Annotated in this window: 19 protein-coding genes; 6 read left to right on the plus strand and 13 right to left on the minus strand. The window is 64.5% G+C overall.

Annotated elements, in window-relative coordinates:
* Positions 1-74 precede the first annotated feature (74 nt).
* Positions 75-1,061, minus strand: coding sequence for a TRAP transporter substrate-binding protein DctP (dctP, locus tag ACQY4V_RS14270; RefSeq protein WP_428512740.1), 987 nt, complete (start codon positions 1,059-1,061; stop codon positions 75-77).
* 133 nt (positions 1,062-1,194) lie between these two features.
* On the opposite strand from dctP, the gene ACQY4V_RS14275 reads away from it, so the two are divergent.
* Entirely contained in the window at positions 1,195-1,851 is a 657-nt protein-coding gene (locus tag ACQY4V_RS14275; protein WP_420556950.1) for a GntR family transcriptional regulator, read from the plus strand.
* Between the two features lie 9 nt (positions 1,852-1,860).
* On the opposite strand, the gene ACQY4V_RS14280 is transcribed toward ACQY4V_RS14275, so the two are convergent.
* Positions 1,861-3,183: an aspartate aminotransferase family protein gene (locus ACQY4V_RS14280; protein ID WP_428512743.1), complete on the minus strand. Its 1,323-nt coding sequence runs from the start codon at positions 3,181-3,183 to the stop codon at positions 1,861-1,863.
* Positions 3,184-3,304: 121 nt separating this feature from the next.
* Between ACQY4V_RS14280 and ACQY4V_RS14285 the strand changes: the two genes are divergently transcribed.
* The 3 genes from ACQY4V_RS14285 (at position 3,305) to ACQY4V_RS14295 (ending at position 7,406) form a co-directional block, all read left to right on the plus strand.
* On the plus strand, positions 3,305-4,264 hold the full coding sequence (locus ACQY4V_RS14285; protein WP_428512745.1) for a TAXI family TRAP transporter solute-binding subunit: 960 nt from the start codon (positions 3,305-3,307) through the stop codon (positions 4,262-4,264).
* 73 nt (positions 4,265-4,337) lie between these two features.
* A complete protein-coding gene (locus ACQY4V_RS14290) occupies positions 4,338-6,974 on the plus strand; it encodes a TRAP transporter permease (protein ID WP_428512747.1) in 2,637 nt (878 codons plus the stop codon).
* Between the two features lie 12 nt (positions 6,975-6,986).
* The gene (locus tag ACQY4V_RS14295; RefSeq protein ID WP_428512749.1) at positions 6,987-7,406 is read left to right on the plus strand and encodes a universal stress protein; all 420 of its coding nucleotides are present in this window, start codon (positions 6,987-6,989) and stop codon (positions 7,404-7,406) included.
* Here ACQY4V_RS14295 and rnc read toward each other — a convergent pair.
* The 11 genes from rnc to folK form a co-directional block, all read right to left on the minus strand.
* The gene (rnc, locus tag ACQY4V_RS14300) at positions 7,403-8,092 is read right to left on the minus strand and encodes a ribonuclease III (protein ID WP_428512751.1); all 690 of its coding nucleotides are present in this window, start codon (positions 8,090-8,092) and stop codon (positions 7,403-7,405) included. The genes ACQY4V_RS14295 and rnc overlap by 4 nt on opposite strands.
* 7 nt (positions 8,093-8,099) lie before the next feature.
* Positions 8,100-8,939: a signal peptidase I gene (lepB, locus tag ACQY4V_RS14305; protein ID WP_428512753.1), complete on the minus strand. Its 840-nt coding sequence runs from the start codon at positions 8,937-8,939 to the stop codon at positions 8,100-8,102.
* Between the two features lie 84 nt (positions 8,940-9,023).
* Positions 9,024-9,425 (minus strand): holo-ACP synthase, encoded by a 402-nt coding sequence (gene acpS / locus ACQY4V_RS14310; protein ID WP_428512755.1) that lies wholly within the window; start codon positions 9,423-9,425, stop codon positions 9,024-9,026.
* Between the two features lie 11 nt (positions 9,426-9,436).
* A complete protein-coding gene (locus ACQY4V_RS14315) occupies positions 9,437-10,849 on the minus strand; it encodes an alpha/beta hydrolase (RefSeq protein WP_428512757.1) in 1,413 nt (470 codons plus the stop codon).
* 133 nt (positions 10,850-10,982) lie between these two features.
* On the minus strand, positions 10,983-11,603 hold the full coding sequence (locus ACQY4V_RS14320; protein WP_428512759.1) for a LysE family transporter: 621 nt from the start codon (positions 11,601-11,603) through the stop codon (positions 10,983-10,985).
* On the minus strand, positions 11,600-12,043 hold the full coding sequence (locus ACQY4V_RS14325) for an ABZJ_00895 family protein (protein ID WP_428512761.1): 444 nt from the start codon (positions 12,041-12,043) through the stop codon (positions 11,600-11,602). The genes ACQY4V_RS14320 and ACQY4V_RS14325 overlap by 4 nt, the downstream gene beginning before the upstream one ends.
* The gene (locus ACQY4V_RS14330; protein WP_428512763.1) at positions 12,040-12,810 is read right to left on the minus strand and encodes a pyridoxine 5'-phosphate synthase; all 771 of its coding nucleotides are present in this window, start codon (positions 12,808-12,810) and stop codon (positions 12,040-12,042) included. Before ACQY4V_RS14330 ends, ACQY4V_RS14325 begins: the two co-directional genes overlap by 4 nt.
* A 39-nt stretch (positions 12,811-12,849) precedes the next feature.
* The gene (locus tag ACQY4V_RS14335) at positions 12,850-13,563 is read right to left on the minus strand and encodes a DUF2062 domain-containing protein (protein ID WP_152493784.1); all 714 of its coding nucleotides are present in this window, start codon (positions 13,561-13,563) and stop codon (positions 12,850-12,852) included.
* A gap of 19 nt (positions 13,564-13,582) precedes the next feature.
* A complete protein-coding gene (locus ACQY4V_RS14340; RefSeq protein ID WP_222452359.1) occupies positions 13,583-15,727 on the minus strand; it encodes a RelA/SpoT family protein in 2,145 nt (714 codons plus the stop codon).
* Positions 15,728-15,764: 37 nt separating this feature from the next.
* On the minus strand, positions 15,765-16,118 hold the full coding sequence (rpoZ, locus tag ACQY4V_RS14345) for a DNA-directed RNA polymerase subunit omega (protein WP_057791126.1): 354 nt from the start codon (positions 16,116-16,118) through the stop codon (positions 15,765-15,767).
* Between the two features lie 74 nt (positions 16,119-16,192).
* Positions 16,193-16,759, minus strand: coding sequence for a 2-amino-4-hydroxy-6-hydroxymethyldihydropteridine diphosphokinase (folK, locus tag ACQY4V_RS14350; protein WP_428512766.1), 567 nt, complete (start codon positions 16,757-16,759; stop codon positions 16,193-16,195).
* Between the two features lie 144 nt (positions 16,760-16,903).
* On the opposite strand from folK, the gene ACQY4V_RS14355 reads away from it, so the two are divergent.
* A complete protein-coding gene (locus tag ACQY4V_RS14355; RefSeq protein ID WP_152493787.1) occupies positions 16,904-17,467 on the plus strand; it encodes an NYN domain-containing protein in 564 nt (187 codons plus the stop codon).
* Positions 17,468-17,590: 123 nt separating this feature from the next.
* On the plus strand, positions 17,591-18,541 hold the full coding sequence (gene ispH / locus ACQY4V_RS14360; RefSeq protein ID WP_428512768.1) for a 4-hydroxy-3-methylbut-2-enyl diphosphate reductase: 951 nt from the start codon (positions 17,591-17,593) through the stop codon (positions 18,539-18,541).
* Positions 18,542-18,597 lie beyond the last annotated feature (56 nt).

Here is an 18,597-nt window from a genome sequence, read left to right on the forward strand (position 1 = left end):
TCCGTTGAAAAAGTGGAAATGGTACGCGGCGTCGGGCCCGGCGGCATGCCGGACCCGACGAATGGTTCAGCGGATCACTCGACGGCCAGCGCCTTGTCCAGCAGTTCCTGACCCTCGGGCGAGCCTTCGAGGAATGCCTTGTAGGCGGTCTCCTGCGCGATCTGGCGCCACGCGTCGAACTCTTCCTGGCTCATCTCGGCGATCTCGACACCGTTGTCGGCAAAGACGTCACGCGCATTGCCGTCCTGGCTCTTGGCTTCTTCCAGGTAGAACGCCTCGGCCTTCTCGGCGGCCTCCATCAGCGCGGTCTGCTGTTCCTCGCTCAGGCCTTCGAACTTGGACTTGTTCATCAGAAGCGGCTGGTACATGAACCACAGCGCATAGTCGCCCGCCGGGGTAAAGCACGACACCTGCTCGTAGATGCGGTAGCTGACAAAGGACGAGGACGAGGTGTTCGCGGCATCCAGAACGCCCGTCTGCATGGCGTTGTAGATCTCGGCCGAGCTCATCGAAGCGATCGACGCACCGGCGCCCGCCAGCATCTGCTCGAACGCCTTGCCCGCCGCACGGGTCTGCAGGCCTTCCACGTCCTCCGGCGCGGTGATGCACTTCTCCTTGCCCGCGAAACCGCCGGCCAGGTAGCCGTGGACCAGCACCATGATGTCATCTTCGGCCATGATGGATTCGATATCGCCCATGAACTCGGATTCGTTCAGGCGCGCGGCATGATCGTGGTTCTTCACCAGCCCCGGCATCAGGGTCAGGTTGTAGGCGTTGCGCAGACCGCCCGCATAGGACAACGGAAAGACGATCATGTCGACCTGCCCGCGCGACAGCGGCTTGTATTGCTCGCGTGCCTTGAACAGCGATTGCGACGGGAAAATCTGGATATCCAGATCGACATCCGCCGCCGCGACCTCGTCGGCGACCATCTGCGCCACCTTGTGACGCACGTCACTGGTGGACCACTGGTGCGACAGGCGCAGCTCCTCGGCGCTTGCCGTCAGGCTGCCTGCGAAAAGGGCTGCTGCCGCGACTGCGGCTGTGAAATTCAGTTTCATATGTTCCTCCCAAAATGTCCTGATTCGTGTTCGGACTGCCCTGCAACCTAACGAGATTGTGTCACCAGTCAATTTTTTTGTATACAAGAACGGATTTCTTGCGCTCTAGACAGCGGTATGCTAGCGGATTGTAATGGAACGCAAGCGCGCAGATCTCATCGCGGATGCCATCGAGGAGTTGATTCTCGATGGAACCTTCGACGATGGTGATCGTCTGGACGAGGTACAGCTGGCGGAGCGTTTCAACGTCTCCAGAACGCCGATAAGAGAGGCACTTCAAAGGCTTATACTGTCCGGCCTGGTGGAACAGCTGCCGCGTCGCGGGGTCTTCGTGCGCCAGCCCGGGCCGGTCGAACTGATCGAGATGTTCGAGGTCATGGCCGAACTGGAAGCGGTCTGCGCCCGGCTGGCCGCGTCACGCATTTCCGACACGGCCCTGTCCGAATTGCGCACCATAAACGAGCGATGCCGCGCCGCGACCGAGGCGCAGGACGCCGATGGCAACTACGATCAGAACGATCTTTTCCACGCCACGCTCTATGCCCAGACCGGCAACGCGTTTCTCGAACAGGAATGCCTGCGGCTTCAGCGCCGACTGCGCCCCTTTCGCCGCCTGCAATTGCGCTGGCGCGGACGGATGGCGCAATCGGTGGCTGAACACGATGCGATCCTCGCCGCCATCGAGGCCGGAGACGGGGATCAGGCCGGCAACCTGTTGCGCCAGCATGTCACCGTCCAGGGCGAAAAATTCCACCGGCTGATGTCCAGCCTGAAAGCCGCCGCCGAATAGGCCCATCGCTCAGGCCAGCGCGCTGTCCACCGCCTGCCCCAGCTTGTCCACCAACTCGTCCAGCTGATCTTCGGTCAGGATGAACGGGGGCGCCAGCAACACGTGATCCCCGCGTTGCCCATCGACGGTGCCACCCATCGGGTAACAGATCAGCCCCGCCTCGAACGCCGCCGCCTTGATCCTGGCGTGCAGCTTGCGGGCCGGGTCGAACGGCGCCTTGCTCTGTCGGTCCTCGACGAATTCGATCCCCTGGAACAGCCCGCGCCCGCGAATGTCGCCCACATGCGGATGCTGCCCGAACCTATCGACAAGCCGCGCCCTCAATGCCTCCCCCAGCGGCGCCACACGCGCTGCCAGGCCGTCGTCCAGCAAACGGTCCAACACCGCCCCCGCCGCCGCGCAGGCGGTGGGATGCCCCAGATAGGTGTGCCCATGCTGGAAGAACCCGGACCCTTCCGCGATCGTATCGTGGATCGTACCGGTGCACAGCATCGCGCCAATGGGCTGATACCCGGCCCCCAACCCCTTGGCGATGGCGCAGATATCCGGCGCGATCCCGTCCTGCTCGCATGCGAACAGCGTGCCGATCCGCCCCATCCCGCACATCACCTCGTCGAGGATCAGAAGGATGCCGTGCCGGTCGCAAAGCTCTCGGACAGCGTGGAAATATCCCGCGATGGGCGGCACCGCGCCCAGTGTCGCCCCGACCACGGGTTCGGCCACGAAAGCCATGATCGTCTCGGGTCCGTGCCGTTCGATCTCGGCCTCCAACTCGGCCACCAGCCGGGCGAGATAGCCCTGCGCCGTCTCGCCTTCCTGCATCCCCCGGTAGGCATAGCAGGGCGACACGTGGCTCACGTCCATCAGCAGCGGCGCGAACGGCGCGCGCCGCCACGCATTGCCGCCGGTCGCCAGCGCGCCCAGCGTGTTGCCGTGATAGCTTTGACGCCGCGCGATCACCCGGCTGCGCTGGGGCTGTCCGGCCTCGATGAAATACTGTCGCGCCAGCTTCAGCGCCGCTTCCATCGCCTCTGATCCGCCCGACACGAAATAGACGCGCTTCAGCCCGCCCGGCGCCACCGCCACCAGACGGCCGGCGAGCGTCTCTGCCGGCTCAGACGTCAGAAACCCGGTATGGGCAAACGCGATCCGGTCCAGTTGCGCCTTGATCGCATCGGTCACATGCGCGTCGCCATGCCCCAGGCAGGACACCGCCGCGCCACCCGATCCGTCCAGATAGGCCTTGCCGGACTGGTCGTAAAGATAGGCGCCCTCGCCCCGCGATACGGTCGGAATATCGGCGCGGCTGTTGCGGTGAAACACGTGGCTCATGTCGCTAACATCTTGAATTTGTTAATTTGTAGCCCGACGGTCTTGCAAGCTTGGCCAGTTCTGTCTCTACTGACCCCATCGACTCATCTCGAGATGATGTTCGCAACTAAGGGAGAACACCATGAAAAACTACCTTCTCGGCGCCCTTGCCGCCGCAGGAATAGCCATTTCCGCCCCCGCCTCGGCGCAGGAATTCATTTCCATCGGCACAGGTGGCGTGACGGGCGTCTACTATCCCACCGGCGGCGCGATCTGCCGTCTCGTCAACAAGTCCCGCAAGGATCACGGCATCCGCTGCGCCGTGGAATCCACCGGCGGCTCGGTCTACAACATCAACACGATCAAGGCCGGCGAGCTGGAATTCGGCGTCGCACAGTCCGACTGGCAGTACCATGCCTATAACGGCACCTCGTCCTTCTCGGACAATCCGTTTCCCGAAATCCGTTCCGTTTTCTCGGTTCACCCCGAACCCTTCACGCTGATCGCCCGGTCCGACGCCGGCATCGAAAGCTTCGAGGACCTCAAGGGCAAGCGCTTCAACGTGGGCAACGCCGGCTCGGGCCTGCGCGCCACGACCGAGGTGTTGATGGCCGAATACGGCATGACCATGGACGATTTCGCGCTGGCGACCGAGTACAAGGGCTCGGAGATGTCGCAACAACTCTGCGACGGCAACATCGACGCCATGGTCTACGTCGTGGGTCACCCGGCCGCCGCCATTCAGGAAGCGGCGACCACCTGTGACGTCACGCTCGTGAACGTCACCGGCGATGTCATCGACAAGCTGATCGACGAAAACCCCTACTACCGCACCGCCACCGTTCCGGGCGGCATGTATGCCGGCAACGACGAGGACATCACCACGTTCGGCGTGGGCGCGACCCTCGTGACCTCCGCCGACGTGTCGGAAGACACGGTCTACGTTCTGGCCAAGGCGGTCATGGAAAACATCGACGACTTCCGCCAGCTGCACCCGGCCTTCGCCAACCTCGAGCCTTCCGAGATGGTTCAGGACGCCCTGTCGGCCCCGCTGCACCCCGGTGCGGAAAAGGCCTACAAGGAACTGGGCCTGATGGAATAAGCCCCCGGGCTTCGAGGGGCGCCCCGCGCGGGGCGCCCCTCACACCATCATACACATACTTGCTTCAGGGGGCATGACAGTGAGCGACCAGACCGAAAACACCCGTTCCGCCGACGACATGTTGGCCGAGGCCGATACCGGCGCCCGCAACCCGGCCGCGGCGTGGCAGACAAAGCTGATCATCGGCACCTGTATCGCGTGGTCCCTCTTCCAGCTCTACATCGCCTCACGCGTGCCGGGCATACTGGCCCAGGCCACGGGCATGTCCATCTTCGCCAATATCGTCGCACAGGCCCGCTTCGTGCACCTGGCCTTTGCCATCATGCTGGCGACCCTCGCCTTCCCGCTGTTCAAATCCTCGCCCCGCGACCGCATTCCGCTCTATGACTGGGCGCTGGTGATCCTGGGCGTGTCGGCCTGTCTTTATCTCGTCGTCTTCCGGTTCGAAATCGCCGACCGTCCCGGTCTGTGGAACGCCACCGACATCACCATGTCCGCCATCGGGATGCTCGTGCTACTGGTCTCGGTCTACCGCTCTCTCGGCCTGCCGCTGGTGATCATCGCGTGCTGTTTCATTTTGTTCGCCTTCTTCGGAGGCTACTCGGAATGGGCGCGCAACATCACCAATTACGGCGGCTCATCGCTGTCCAAGTCCCTGGGGCACTACTGGATGCAGACCGAAGGGGTGTTCGGCGTGGCCCTCGGCGTCTCGACCACGATGATCTTCCTTTTCGTTCTGTTCGGCGCCCTGCTGGACCGTGCCGGCGGCGGCAACTGGTTCATCAAGGTGGCCATCGCGCTTCTGGGCGCCCTGCGCGGCGGCCCGGCCAAGGCGTCTGTGCTGTCGTCGATGATGACCGGGATGATCTCGGGCTCCTCCATCGCCAACACCGTCACCACAGGCACCTTCACCATCCCCCTGATGAAGCGGATCGGCTTTCCGGCAGAAAAGGCAGGCGCGGTCGAGGTGGCCTCGTCGACCAACGGCCAGCTGACACCGCCCGTCATGGGGGCTGCGGCCTTCCTGATGGTCGAATACGTTAACATTCCCTATATCGACGTGGTCAAGCACGCCTTCCTTCCGGCTGTGATCTCCTACATCGCCCTGCTTTACATCGTGCACCTCGAAAGCCTGAAGATGGGCCTCAAAGGGTTGGAAAAACCCGGCCGCCGCATCGGCGTGCTGATGATCCTGATCCTTTTCCTGTCGGGCTTCATCTTCCTCGGTCTCTGCACCTTCCTGATGATCGGCCTGCGCGGCATTCTCGAGCCGATCACGGGCAACTCGGTCTATGCCGCCGTGGCGCTCGTGGCCGTGCTCTATGTCGTGCTCGTGGCCATCGCCGCGCGGTATCCCGACCTGAAGATGGACAAGGACGAAGATGGCCCGCCCGAGGCGCCGCGTCTGACGCCGACACTCATCGGCGGGCTCTATTTCGCCATCCCGATCTTCATCCTGGTGTGGAATCTGATGGTGCGCACCGACACGCTCGACCGTCTGTCGCCCGCGCTTTCTGCGTTCTGGGCGACGTTCTTCATGGTCATCATCGCGCTGACGCACCGGCCGCTCAAGGCGATGTTCCGCGGCGAAAGCCCGGGAAATGAAACCTGGCACGGCTGGCGCGATTTCATCGACGGTCTGATCCTGGGCGCGCGCAACATGATCGGCATCGGCGTCGCCACCGGCGCCGCCGGCATCATCGTCGGCACGATCTCCCTGACCGGCGCGCATCAGGTCATCGGTCAGGTGATCGAGGTCATCTCGGGCGGGAACCTCATGATCCTGCTGTTCCTCGTGGCCGTCCTGTCGCTGATCCTCGGCATGGGCCTGCCCACCACCGCCAACTACATCGTGGTCTCCTCGCTGATGGCCCCGGTCATCGTGTCCGTGGGCGCACAGGCCGGCCTGATCGTGCCGCTGATCGCGGTGCACATGTTCGTCTTCTACTTCGGCATCCTCGCCGACGACACGCCACCCGTCGGCCTTGCCGCCTATGCCGCCGCCGCGATTTCCCGCGGCGACCCGATCAAGACGGGTATCCAGGGCTTCGGCTATGACATCCGCACGGCGCTCCTGCCATTCCTCTTCATATTCAACACCGATCTGCTGCTGATCGACGTGGGCTTTGCCAAGGCGGTCATGGTCTTCTGCATATCGCTCATCGCCATGCTCTTGTTCGCGGCCGCGACCCAAGGCTATTTCATCGCAAAGTCCCGAAAATGGGAAAGCGCGGTGCTCTTGTTCATCGCCTTCATGCTCTTCCGTCCCGGCTTCTTCCTCGACCAGATCTCCGAACCCTACCAGACGGCCACCGGGACCGAGATCTATGCCCTCATGGACAGCGCGGAGACCGGACAGGACATGCGCCTGACCATCGAAGGCCCGGATTTCGACAATGGCGAGATCCGGCCCATCACCATCTCGGTCCCCGGCGTCGAGGGCGACGGCACCGCCGCCCTTTCGGAACAGGGCCTCAGCATCCTCGAAGAAGATGGCCAGCTGAAGCTCGAGGAACCCTTCCCCGGCACGCCGCATTTCGAGGCCATCGGCATCGAGTACGACTTCTACGGCGACACTCCCGTGGTGGTCAGCAAGGTCGAGATCGAGAACGAGCGCCTGCCCAAGGAACTGTTCTTCATCCCCGCCCTGATCCTGCTGGCAGGCATCGTCCTGATCCAGCGGCCCCGCGCCACCCAACCGGCCTTCTGAGGAGGACACGCCATGTTCCAGAAACTTCTCCTGGCCGTCGACATCAACGCGATGGAAGGCGCCCACCGGCTGGCACAGGCCGCCAAGCTGCTGGCCGCCGGCGACGGCGCCGAGATCCACGTGATCAACGTGGTCCCCGGCAGCGGCATGAACATGGTCGGCGCCGCCTTCGAGGGGGACTACAACCGCTCCGCGAAGAGCGCTGCCGAAAAGGCGCTGAAAGACTGGACCGATGGGGCCTTCGATGGCAAGGCGCAGGTGCACGTGACCGAAGGAACGATCTATGACAGCGTGCTGCGCATGGCCGACAGGATCGGCGCCGACGTGATCGTCGTCGGCGCGCACCGGCCCGAGTTGCGGGATTACCTCGTCGGCCCGAACGCGGCGCGGATCACCCGCCACGCCAACCAGTCCGTGATCGTCATCCGCTAGGGTTTGCTCGACGCCACCCGCGCCAGCAACGCCTTGGCGGCGGTTTGCTCCGCCTGCCGCTTGGCCCCGGCGGTGGCTTCCTCTGCCTCGCCGTTTTCCAGCCTGGCCTCGATGGTGAATTGCGGCGCGTGGTCGGGCCCGCTGCGCGCCGTTTCCCTGTAGACCGGCGGGGCCAGGCCCTGCGCCTGCGCCCATTCCTGAAGCGCGGTCTTGGCGTCGCGGGCATCGGCCTTGACGGACGTCACCCGGTCCCCCCACAGCCGCAGGATCACCTCCTGCGCCGCGTCGAACCCGGCATCGCGGTAGACGGCGGCAATCACCGCCTCCATCGCGTCGCCCAGCAGCGCCTGCTTGCGCCGCCCGCCCGACATCATCTCGGACCGGCCCAGCTTCAGCACCGCACCAAGGTCGATCTGCCGCGCCACCTCGGCGCAGGTCTCCTTGCGCACAAGCGCATTGTAGCGCGGTGCAAGCTGGCCCTCGGCGGCGGCCTTGTCGCTTTCCAGCAGCGCCTCGGCGATCACCAGGCCCAGCACCCTGTCGCCCAGGAATTCCAGACGCTGGTTGTCGTCCCGATTGGCCGTGGTCATCGAGCCATGCGTCACCGCCCGCACCAGCAATTCCGGCCGCCCGAAGGAGTGCCCCAGGCGGCTCTCGAACGCTTTGAGGTCGCCCGACAGCTTCATCCCCGGCTCATTCCAGCTTCTCGAAGAAGCGGTCGCCGCGCCATGTCCAGAAGAACAGCATCGAGCGTCCCGCGGACGAGAACATCACCCGGTCCGCCCGGCCGATCAGGTTTTCGTACGGAACGTAGCCCACCCCGCCCGGCGCGGTGAGCGGCGCGCGGCTGTCGGTGGAATTGTCGCGGTTGTCACCCATGAAGAAATAATGCCCCTCGGGCACCTCGTAGACGCCGGTGCTGTCGTACCGTTGCATGCCGACGTTCAGGATGCTGTGCGACACGCCGTTGGGAAGGGTCTCGATCTGCCGCTCTTTCTCGCAGATGCCCCCCACGCCCACGGCCCCGTTGGCGCAGCGTGGCGTCTTGCCCAGCGGGCCCTGGGGTTCCAGCACTTCCTCGAAGGTTCCCGCATCTTCCAGTTCGACCGGCTCGCCGTTGATGTTCAACACGCCATTCTGCATCTGGATCCGGTCACCCGGCAGGCCAACGACCCGCTTGATGTAATCCGTGCCGTTGCTGGGATGGCGGAACACGATGATATCCCCGCGCTCCGGCTCGGACCCGAGAAGGCGCGTGTTGTCGCCATCGAGAAAGCCGCAGATGTTCTTGGCGTCGATATCCAGCCCGATCCGCTCGATCTTGATGTTCGGGCACGAGGCGTAGGAGTAGCCATAGGCGAACTTGTTGACGAACAGGAAATCCCCGATCAACAGCGTGTCCTTCATCGACCCGGACGGGATCCAGAAGGGCTGGAACAGGATCGTGCGAAAAATACCGGCGATCAGCAGTGCCCAGAAGACCGTCTTGACGGTCTCCCATATCGCGCTCGATGTCTTGGATTCTTCGGCCATGCCTGTCTCCGATTGCTCTTCTGCGCTACATGCGGGGCGGGGGCACAGGTGTCAAGCCGCGCCGGCAAAGGCGACCCGGCGTCCTCAGGTCGCCGGCCGCGCCTCGATCACGACAAAGGCTTGCGCCCAGGGGTGGTCATCCGTCAGGGTGACGTGAATGATGGCTTCGTGCCCCTCCGGCGTCATGTCGGCCAGCCGTTCGGCGGCCCAGCCGGTGACCGCCATAACCGGCTGCCCGGTGTCGAGGTTGCTCACCGCCATGTCCTTCCAGGCGATCCCCATCCGAAGTCCCGTCCCCAAGGCCTTGGAACAGGCCTCCTTCGCGGCCCAGCGCTTGGCATAGGTGCCCGCCACGTCCTTGCGGCGTTCGGACTTGCGTTGCTCCACTTCGGTGAAAACCCGGTTGCGAAACCGGTCGCCGAACCGCTCCAGCGTACCGGCGATCCGATCTATGTTGGCCAGGTCCGTTCCGACGCCCAGGATCATGAATGCGCCCTTTATCCGGCTGAAAACAGCGGGAAACTTACACCCAAAGCCCAGGCAAGCGCCAGCCCCAGCCCAACGCCCGGCCCCATGGCGCCAAAGCGGCGTGCCGCCACACGCCCGATCCAGCCGAAACTGAGGAAGAACAGCACGATCACCGGCGCGATCAGCAGCAGAAAGAACAGCCCCTCGAAATCCATCGCCACCGCGATGGCCAGCGAAACAAGGAACCCGATTCGGGCCACCACGCGGCGGGCGGGTCCCGCACCGTGCACCGACCACGCGTCGGCCAGCATGAACGGCACCGCGCCAAGGGCCAGCGCGGCGATGATCCCCCTCCGCTCCGGCACGGGCCAGAAATTGGCCCCATACCGATCCAGCGCGAACCCGAAAAGGCCCACAGTCCAAATCAGCACGAGGACCCCTCCCAGGACACTGAACGCGCCGGGTCGCGCGCCCGTGAACCACAGAACAGCAAGCTGGATCACGCCATAGATCAACAGGTGAAGCGCCAGGTAATCCGCCACCAGAACGGGCAAAACCTGCGTATCAACCGGCGCCGCCAACACCGGGGTGACAAGCATCGGCACACAGACCACGCCGGCGAACCGCCGCCATGACAGGACGCTGGTCGGCACGTCTCGTACCGGAAACAGGTGGGCCACGGGCGCGAACAGCATCGTGATTGCCGCCAGCACTCCGATCAGCGCCCAGCCTGTCTGCAGCACGGGCACCTTCGCGTCCCGCCCGTAATATGTGTTCAGCCAGTCGAGCGTTGCTTGTCGCCCCTCCCGCGAATGCAGGATTGCCACGTGCTCCACCGCCGGGGCGACGATGGCCTCACGTCGCACGCCGGTCGCGGCCTCCGCCACCGCATCAGCGGCGAACCCCTGCAAGCGCGGCTCCCACGCGCCGGTGATCATCAGCACGTCATCGGGCGCCTCGGCCGTTATCGCGCCGGAAAAGGTGGCCAGCAACACCAGCGGCCCGATACCCTCGGCCTTGCGCGCCGCCCGCACCAGCACATCCGTGGCCATGGAATGCCCGACCAGCGCGATGTCGCCTTCGTTAGCCCGTGCCGCGTCGATCACTTCCAGTGTCTGGTTCACCAACAGCCGCGTGGTGCCGTCCACCGCCGTCACATCCCCCGACATCGGCTGCGGATGCCGCCCGTGGCCCAGGAAATCGAAGGCATAGACCCGGTACCCGGCCTGCGCCAGCACCAGGCCATAGCCCTGCATCATCTGCCGCGATCCGGCAAAGCCGTGGGTCATGACGACCGCCGGCCCGGTATTCTCCGCGCCCCAGATCGTCACCGGGGTCGGCCCCACCCGCATCTCGTCGATTTCGACCCCGCCCCGCGCGGCCTCCAGCGTCCACAACGCCCACGCCCCCAAGAGCAGAGCGGCAAGCGTGCGCCAACGCAACCACCGCACCGTCACTGCAGGCTGGCGCCAATCCCGCCGGTCGCCTGGTTCAGGGTAAATCGCAATGTCCGGTCCTCAGGGCCAATGGCGGGTAATAAGGCCGTCGCCAGGGCCACAGCCGCGCATACTTGCCTCATTGTTCCGCTTTCCAAACCAACAGCCGCGCTCCGGCCAGGCCGAAGAACCCGGCAAAAAAAGCGTCGAGACCGCGCCGAAACCGCCGGTAGGCCGCCCGGACCGCCGCCCGGGAAAAAATCGTGGCGTAGAACAGGTAGAGCGCCAGGCCCACAGCGGCGCAGACCGCGATCGTCACCGGCCCCGCGCTCCCCAACGCAAGTGCTGCAACCCAGGCCAGCACTGCCTTGGGGTTCAAAAGGTTCAGCAACAGCCCACGACGGAACATGCCGGCACCCGACCGCGCCGAGGCCTGTGCGCCTGCATCCAGCTCCGCTACCGGCTGCATCGCCGAACGCGCGGACATCGCCGCGAGGTAAAAAAGATACGCCGCGCCGGCAAGTTTCAGCAACAGCAGCGCCGGCGCGAAATGCGCGACTAGCAATCCCAGGCCCAGCCCGGCCAGCACGCCCCATACTGTCAGCCCGAGCGCGAGCCCAAGCGCCATCGCAACACCGGCCTGGCGCCCCTTTGCCATCGCCGTTCCTGCGACTGCCAGCGTCGCGGGTCCTGGTGATCCGGCGGCAAAGGCGAAGCTCGCCACCGAGGTCCAAAGTGCCACATCGCCCGCGTCGGTCATTTCAAACCCCGTTCCTCTCGGGCCTTGTCGCGGCTCATCGTGTTTCCCGCGCCGATGCCGAAGAAAAAGCGATTGGCCAACAGGTAACCGCCCGCATACATCAACAGCAGCGTCATGAATTGCTGCGAGCCCGGCACGGCGATGGCCAGCTTGGCGAACTCGGGCGCGAGGCCGGGTCCCGCATAGGCCAGCGCCACGTTCAGAGACGTGGCGACCAGCGTTCCGATGAAGGCAAAGCTCCAGGCCCGGCGCGCGCCGGGCAAAGCCCCGTGCCGGCGCACATATTGCTGCCCTTCGATCAGCGCGGCGATCATCGCCGGCACGATGATCTGCGCCGCCGAGCCCAGCATCTCGTCCTTGGTGATCCCCAACAGGCGCACCGCCTGGGACACGCTGATAGCCACGGCCAGAAAGACGGCGCTGTAACGCAGCCAGATCATCCGGCGATGCGCTGCGGATCCGCCCGCGCCTCGTCCATCAGGCGCCGCATTTCCCCGATCGCCGGCTCCAGCCCGCGAAAGATCGCCTCGCCAATCAGGAAATGCCCGATATTGAGCTCCATGACCTCCGGAAACGCCGCCACCGGCTGCACCGTCTCATAGGTGAGCCCGTGACCCGCGTGCACTTCCAGCCCCAGCGAATCGGCAAAGGCCGACATCTCCCTCAGGGCGGCCAGCTCTTTGTCCCGCGCCTGAAAATTTCCCTCGGCATGGGCATCGCAGTAGGCCCCGGTATGCAGCTCGATCACCTCGGCCCCGATCCGGTGCGCCGCCTCGATCTGGCGCCGGTCCGCGGCGATGAAGATCGACACGCGGCACCCCGCCTCGCGCAGCGGCGCGATGAAATGCGCCAGCCGGTTTTCCTCGCGTGCCACCTCCAGCCCGCCCTCGGTCGTGCGCTCCTCGCGCTTTTCGGGCACCAGGCAGACCGCGTGCGGCTTGTGGCGCAGGGCGATTTTCTGCATTTCGTCGGTTGCGGCCATCTCGAAGTTCAGGGGCCCATTCAGCGCCGCCATTAGCCCGTCGATATCCGCGTCCGAAATATGCCTGCGGTCCTCGCGCAGGTGCGCGGTGATCCCGTCCGCCCCGGCCTCCTCGGCCAGTTTGGCGGCGCGTACCGGGTCGGGGGTGGCGCCGCCGCGGGCATTTCTCACCGTCGCCACATGGTCGATATTCACGCCAAGGCGCAGTTTTCCGGCATCACTCATGACATCCTCCAGAGCAAGGGTAACGACTCGTTCCTGACCCTAGTGCTTCTCGGGCTCCGCGTCAGCCTTGTCATTGGCGCCATCCCTGGCCTTCTTTGCCGCGGCCTTCTCGGCGGCCTTCTCCGCCGCCTTTTCGCGGATCGCGGCCAGCTTGGCCTTGAGCATGCCCTTGCGCCGGTTCTGATAGGCCTGGATCAGCGGCAGGCTGACATAATAGCAGGTCAGGCCGGCGATGGTTCCGGGGATCAGTCCGCCGACCATGTAGGGAAAGAACACCTCGTCGTAAAAGACGGTCAGCCGGCTCCAGTCGGCGCTCTGCTCGTTGAAGATCGCCCAAAGGTTGTCTTTCAGGTCCCGCCCCGCATCGACGAACTTGCTGCCAAGCGTGCCATGCGCCTCCAGGTCGGGGTTGTTGCGCAGCCCGAGCATGAAATATCCGGTCTGCAGCGAAGACGCGCCGATGAAGACAAAGGTCAGCGGGTTGCCGAAGAAGGTCGACAGGAGCGCAGCCACGATGTTGCCGCGCAAGATCGAAGCCACCACGGCGGCCAGAAGAAAGTGCAGCCCGAAGAACGGCGAAAAGCTGACGAAGACCCCGGCGAAAACACCCCGGGCGATTCGGTGCGGCGGGTCGGGCAGACGCCTGACGCGGTGCCGAACGTAGTGGAACGCCCGCGTCCAGCCGGATCTCGGCCAGAGAAACCGTAACGTGGCCTTCCACCAAGGCAGTCTGTCACGGCGTTTGAAAACCACGGGGCGCGGCTCCTCTGGGTCAGCTCTGTTCCGTTCCGCCACTGGCCGCCAGCCGGCCGGGGTCGCGGAACCGTTCCACCGTGGCTACATCGCTTTCCGCATCCAACACCGAGATGACGCCATGCAGATGTTCCGCGTCGCGCAGCTCGACATCTATCAGCAGCCGGTAAAAGTCCGGTTTGCGATCCACGAATGTCAGGTCCGAGATATTGGCCTTCTGCTCTCCGATCAACGTGCAAATACGTCCCAGTACCCCCGCATCGTTGCCGATCGTCACATCCAGCGTCGCCTCGTAGACGGCAGCATGCGTGCCGCCGTGCCATTGCAGGTCCATCCAGCGCTCAGGCTGTTCCTCGTAGCGCTGCAGATTCTCGCAATCGATCGAATGGACCACCACGCCCTTTCCGCGATAGGTGATGCCGACAATTCGTTCCCCCGGCAACGGCTGACAGCATGGCGCCCGGTCAAAGCGCTGATCCGGTTCCAGGCCGATCACCGCGCGATCCAGCGCCACCTCGTTGCCCGTGTCCGGGGCCAGGTCAGGATATACCGCGTTCAGAACGCGGCTGGTGGTCAACTCGGCACTTCCCAGTCGGGCCAGAACCTCGTCACGCCCCTTCAGGCGCAGGGTCTTGGCGGCACGCTCCAGCGCCTTGTCGGTGGGCTTCTTGCCCACATGCTCGAACGCCGCGCGCGCCAGTTCCCGGCCCAACCGGATGTAACGATCCCGGTCGACCTCTCGCAGGGCCCGGCGAATGGCGGCGCGCGCCTTGCCCGTCGTGGCGATATCCAGCCACGTCGCCTGCGGTGTCTGCCCGTCGGCGGTAATCACCTCCACGGACTGGCCGTTCTTGATCCGGGTCCACAGCGGCACGCGCATCCCGTCGACCTTGGCGCCGACACAGCCATTGCCGATTCGCGTGTGGATGGCATAGGCGAAATCGATCGGCGTGGCCCCCCGTGGCAGCTTCACCACGTCCCCCTTCGGCGTGAAGCAGAACACCTGGTCGGCATACATTTCCAGCTTCACGGCCTCGAGGAACTCGTCGTGATCCTCCTCGCTGTCGAACTGCTCGGTAAGGCTGGAAATCCACTTGGCCGGGTCCACGGCGAACGGGTTCTCCGCCGGCACGCCGTCGCGGTACGACCAGTGCGCCGCCACGCCCGTCTCGGCCACCTCGTGCATCTGGCGGGTGCGCAACTGCACCTCCACCAGCTTGCCGTCGCGGCCGGACACCGTGGTATGGATCGAGCGATACCCGTTCGACTTGGGCTGGCTGATATAATCCTTGAACCGCCCCGGCACCGCCCGCCAACGGCGATGGATCACGCCCAGCACGCGGTAACAGTCATCCTCGGAAGCGGTGATGATGCGGAACCCGTAAATGTCGCTCAGCCGGGAAAAGCCCATCTCCTTTTCCTGCATCTTGCGCCAGATCGAATAAGGTTTCTTGGCCCGCCCCAGGATCTCAGCCTTAATCCCGGCCTCCTGCAATTCCAGCCGCATGTCGCCGGTGATCCGCTCGATCACGTCGCCCGCCTCGCGCTGCAAAGTGATGAACCGGCGCATGATCGACGCGCGCGCCTCGGGGTTGATCACGCGGAACGCCAGGTCCTCCAGCTCCTCGCGCATCCACTGCATGCCCATCCGGCCGGCCAGGGGCGCGAAGATATCCATCGTCTCGCGCGCTTTCTTCAGCTGCTTTTCGGGCCGCATCGCGCGGATCGTGCGCATGTTGTGCAGCCGGTCGGCCAGCTTCACCAGGATCACGCGCATGTCCTTCGACATCGCCATGAACAGCTTGCGGAAATTCTCGGCCTGCTGTGTCTCGGTGCTGGACAGCTGCAGGTTGGTCAGCTTGGTCACGCCGTCCACGAGGTCGGCAATCTCTCCCCCGAACCGCTCGGCCACCGCGTTGTAGGACGCGCGTGTATCCTCGATCGTGTCGTGAAGCAGGGCCGTGATGATCGTCGCATCGTCCAGCCGCTGTTCCGTCAGAATGGCGGCGACCGCCACCGGATGACTGAAATAGGGCTCCCCGGAGTGCCGCGTTTGGCCCTCGTGCATCTCCATTCCGAACGCATAGGCGTCGCGGATCAGATCGCTATGGCTTTTCGGATTATAGGCGCGGACAAGATCGACAAGCGTATCAGCACCAATCATCTGGTCCGCTTTCCATCACCCGTCCGCGCGCAGGGGTTCAGCCCTGGCCCTGCGCCTCCATCAGCGCACGCAGCAGTTTTTCTTCCGACATGTCGTCGTCGGCCGGTTTCTCGGCCTCCTCGCCCATCAGCAGCGCCATGGAATCGTCCTCCGGCTCGTCGACCTCGATCTGGCTCTGGTTCGATTCGATCAGCCGCTCGCGCAGGTCGTCGGCGCCTTGCGTCTCCTCGGCGATCTCACGCAGCGCCACGACCGGGTTCTTGTCGTTGTCGCGGTCCACGGTGATCGGCGACCCCGACGAGATCTCGCGCGCGCGGTGTGCCGCAAGCATCACCAGATCGAAGCGGTTCGGAACTTTATCAACGCAGTCTTCTGTGGTTACGCGCGCCATGGGGCCTCCGGATAGGGCAAAGTCTCAAGAAGCCCTTCATTTAAAGCCTCGGGCAGGTGTTTACAAGCACAGAATCAGTCCAGCGCCCGCACCTCTGCCCGGGCGTCGGCGGGCAGGTCCGCCAGCATCGCCGCCACGCTGCGTTCCAGCACCGGATGCACCCAGTCCGACGCGACGTCATTCAGCGGCACCAGAACGAAAGCCCGCTCATGCATCCGCGGATGCGGCAGGATCAGGTTTTCGGGGGTCCGCCGCATCTGCTGCTCCAGCGGCAGCGCGCGCCAGGCCTCATACGTGGCCCGGTCCGGCAGGACATGCGCGCCTGCCGCCAGCAGGTCCAGGTCCAGCGTGCGCTGGCCCCAGCGCTGCTGCCGCGCCCGTCCGAACGCGGACTCGGTTTCGTGTAAAAGTTGCAACATTTCCGAAGGATCGCCGTCGAAGGCCAGAACCGCGGCAGCGTTCACGTAATCCGGCCCCGCCCCTGCGGGAAAACAGGGCGTTTCATACATGCGGCTGACTGCCACGACGCGCGCGCCCGCCTTTGGCAACTGGGCCAGCGCCGCGCGCAGGGTCGTCTCCGGCGCCCCCGTATCGGACGGCAAATTCCCGCCCAATGCTATCAGGAATAGTTGCTCAGGCATGTGACCGGCTTATCCTCTCTACAATCTAAACGCTTGCGTAGCGCAAACTAAACTCCTAGGTACACCGACTAGTCCTGTCCGGTTTCAAATCCACTCCATTAGTACACCGTCGCGGCAGGGCAAACACACTCGGAAGGACATTTTATGTTTTACAAGGACGAACGGCTCGCGCTGTTCATCGACGGTTCGAACTTGTACGCTGCGGCGAAGGCGCTCGGGTTCGATATCGACTACAAGCTGCTGCGAACGGAATTCATGCGTCGTGGCAAGCTCTTGCGAGCCTTCTACTACACGGCGCTGCTGGAAAACGACGACTACTCCCCGATCCGCCCGCTTGTCGATTGGCTCAACTACAACGGCTTCACCATGGTCACCAAGCCGGCCAAGGAATACACCGACAGCCAGGGCCGCCGTAAGGTCAAGGGCAACATGGACATCGAATTGACGGTGGACGCCATGGAACTTGCCCCGCGGATCGACCACATCGTTCTGTTCTCCGGCGATGGCGATTTCCGCCCGCTGGTCGAAAGCCTTCAACGCCAGGGCGTTCGCGTATCCGTGGTCTCCACCATCCGCAGCCAACCGCCGATGATCTCCGACGACCTGCGCCGCCAGGCCGACAACTTCATCGAACTCGAAGACCTCAAGGAGGTCATCGGACGCCCGCCGCGCGAAGATTCGCAAGAGCGTCAGCAAGCCTCGGCCTGAGCGAGCCGCCAGGTAACGGGGCCGGGGGCAGCCGAAAGCGGCCGCACCTCGCGCCCCGATTTGCCACCCCCCACTGGACGCCGCACGCCGCAACCCTTACGTCTTGAGGGAACAGGAGTGTCCATGACCAAACCGCCCCTCACCCTCTATCTCGCAGCCCCGCGCGGCTTTTGCGCCGGTGTCGACCGCGCCATCAAGATCGTCGAGATGGCACTCGGGAAATGGGGCGCGCCGGTCTATGTCCGGCACGAGATCGTGCACAACAAGTACGTGGTGGACGACCTGCGCGCCAAGGGCGCGGTCTTCGTCGAAGAGCTCGACGAATGCCCCGACGACCGCCCGGTGATCTTTTCGGCGCATGGCGTGCCCAAGGCGGTCCCGGCCGAGGCCGCGTCGCGCGAAATGGTCTATGTCGATGCGACCTGCCCGCTTGTCTCCAAGGTCCATATCGAGGCCGAGCGCCACGCCGCGAACGGGCTGCAGATCATCATGATCGGCCATGCCGGCCACCCCGAGACCATCGGCACGATGGGCCAGCTGCCTACCGGAGACGTGTTGCTCGTCGAAACGCCCGAAGACGTGGCCCGGGTCGAGGTGCGCGATCCCGCGCTTCTCGCCTTCGTGACGCAGACCACGCTGTCGGTCGACGACACCGCCGATATCGTCCTGGCGCTCCAGGCCCGATTCCCCGACATCGTCGGCCCCCACAAGGAAGACATCTGCTATGCCACCACCAACCGGCAGGAAGCGGTAAAGGCGATGGCCGAAAAGGCCGAGGCGATGCTTGTCGTGGGTGCGCCCAACTCCTCCAACTCCAAACGTCTGGTCGAGGTCGGCGCCCGCGCGGGCTGTTCCTACGCGCAGCTGGTCCAGCGCGCCGCGGATATCGACTGGCGCGCGCTTGAGGGCATCACCACTATGGGCATCACCGCCGGCGCTTCGGCACCCGAAGTGCTGATCAACGAGGTCATCGACGCCTTCCGCGACCGGTTCGACGTGACCATCGAACAGGTCGAAACCGCGCAGGAAAACGTCGAATTCAAGGTCCCCCGGGTCCTGCGCGAACCCGCCTAAAGGCCTTGCCCGCTTCGGCATTCTGTCGGCGGAACACGCTGCTCGCACAGCCTTCC

Origin of the sequence: Roseovarius sp. (assembly GCF_965277045.1) — a bacterium.
GTDB lineage: Bacteria > Pseudomonadota > Alphaproteobacteria > Rhodobacterales > Rhodobacteraceae > Roseovarius.